Origin of the sequence: Lentzea kentuckyensis (assembly GCF_002150765.1) — a bacterium.
GTDB classification, from domain to species: Bacteria; Actinomycetota; Actinomycetes; order Mycobacteriales; family Pseudonocardiaceae; genus Lentzea; species Lentzea kentuckyensis.
Map to the genome: position 1 here is coordinate 1 of NZ_MUYM01000203.1, position 1,740 is coordinate 1,740.

The 1,740-nt window shown below is 69.6% G+C and carries 2 protein-coding genes; both read right to left on the minus strand.

Annotated features, from left to right (window positions below):
- The coding region (kamD, locus tag B0F77_RS45860) for a lysine 5,6-aminomutase subunit alpha (protein ID WP_143467285.1) at nt 1–1,345 on the minus strand (1,345 nt) is incomplete at its 3' end.
- A gap of 3 nt (nt 1,346–1,348) precedes the next feature.
- Nucleotides 1,349–1,740, minus strand: a 392-nt coding sequence (locus B0F77_RS45865; protein WP_143467286.1) for an amidohydrolase family protein, incomplete at its 5' end; no start/stop codon positions are given.

Here is a 1,740-nt window from a genome sequence, read left to right on the forward strand (position 1 = left end):
GGCGGAAGTCCTCGGCGAGGCTGCCCGCCGCGTTGAGGACGTACCGGACGTTCTGGAGCGCGAGGTCGCGGTCGGAGAGGAACGGCGTCACGACGGCTTCCGTCATCATGCCGACGAGCAGAATGGACTGTCCTGTCAGGACACCCGCGAGGTTGAAGAACCCGTCCAGCAGATAGCCGTTGAACACGTCGCCGGTCATGTGCTTGGTCGGCGGCATCCACTTCAGCGGCGCGTCCGGGAAGAGTTCGCGCGCGAGGAGGGCGTGCGCGAGTTCGAGCCGGAACGAGTCGGGCACCTTCGGGTTGATCTCGAAGGCGTGGCCGAGGCCCAGCAGGTGGTCGGGCAGTCCCGCCTCGTGGGCGAAGTGCTCGTTGAGCAACTGGGAGACGGTGACGGTGTGCGCGGCGTCGACGGCGTCCGCGGTGGTGAGGTAGTTGTCCTCGCCGGTGTTGATGATGATGCCGGCCCGCGCGTGCACCTGACGGCTGAAGCGCTGGTCGACGAACGTGCGGATCGGGTTGATGTCGCGGAACAGGATGCCGTACATCGAGTCGTTCAACATCATGTCGAGCCTCTGGAGCCCGGCCAGCACGGCGATCTCCGGCATGCAGAGACCCGACGCGTAGTTGGTCAGCCTCACGTACCGGCCGACTTCCTTCGACACGTCGTCGAGCGCCGCCCGCATGATCCGGAAGTTCTCCTGCGTGGCGTACGTGCCCGCGAACCCGTGGTGCGTGGCGCCTTCCGGCACGTAGTCGAGCAGGGACTGCCCGGTCGAGCGGATCACCGCGATGATGTCGGCACCCGCGCGCGCCGCGTTCTGGGCCTGGATCACGTCCTCGTCGATGTCGCCGGTCGCGACGATGAGGTAGATCCACGGCCGCTGCGCCGGGTCGCCGAGCTTGCCGACGAGCTTGTCGCGCTGAACCCGGTTGCGGTCGACCGTCCTGAGCCCCTTGCCGACCGCGGACGTGGCTGCTTTCCTCGCCACCGTCCGGTCTTTGCCGGTGGGGATCCTGAACTGGATCTGGCCGGCCGCCGTGGCTTCCGCGAGTTCGGTGAGCGTGCCGAGGTTGTGTTCCCTGAGCGCGTGGAAGGCCGGGAGCACCACGCCGTGTTCGAGGCCGCACTGCTCGCGCACCGTGTCGATCACCCGGTTGACCCACGGCACGTCACCGGCGCGATGGGTGGAGTCCGCGCCGGTGATGCCGGCCAGGCGAAGCGTGGCGCGCTCGACCGCGACGGTGGTGTGCGCCTTCGCGATGGACACCACCGGTTCGGCCGCCCGCGCCGCGAGTTTCCGCGCGGTGGCGACGACCTTGGGATCGAGGTCGAGCAACGCCATGAGTCACTTCCTTTCGTAGATAGTCCGGCCGTTCAGCACGGTCCGCACGCAGACGGGCGCGGGACCGGTGAGGTCAGGCAGTCCGGGGACGCCGGAACGGGGGTCGGTGGACCAGCGCTGCACCCGCGAGTCGCTCGCGGCCACCACGAGGTCGCCGGTCTCCCACACCGCGTACGTCGCCGGGGCGCCAGGCTGCAGGGTGCCGGTCAGGCCGTCGTCCACGCCCGCCGCACGCCAGCCACCGCGGGTGTGCGCGGTGAAGGCGGCGCGTGGCGAGATGCCGTGGCCTTCCGTCTTGTGATGCACCGCGGCCTTGATGGCGGCCCACGGGTCGATGGCGGTCACCGGCGTGTCCGAGCCGAACGCCAGAACCACGCCCGCCGCGGCGAGCCGGG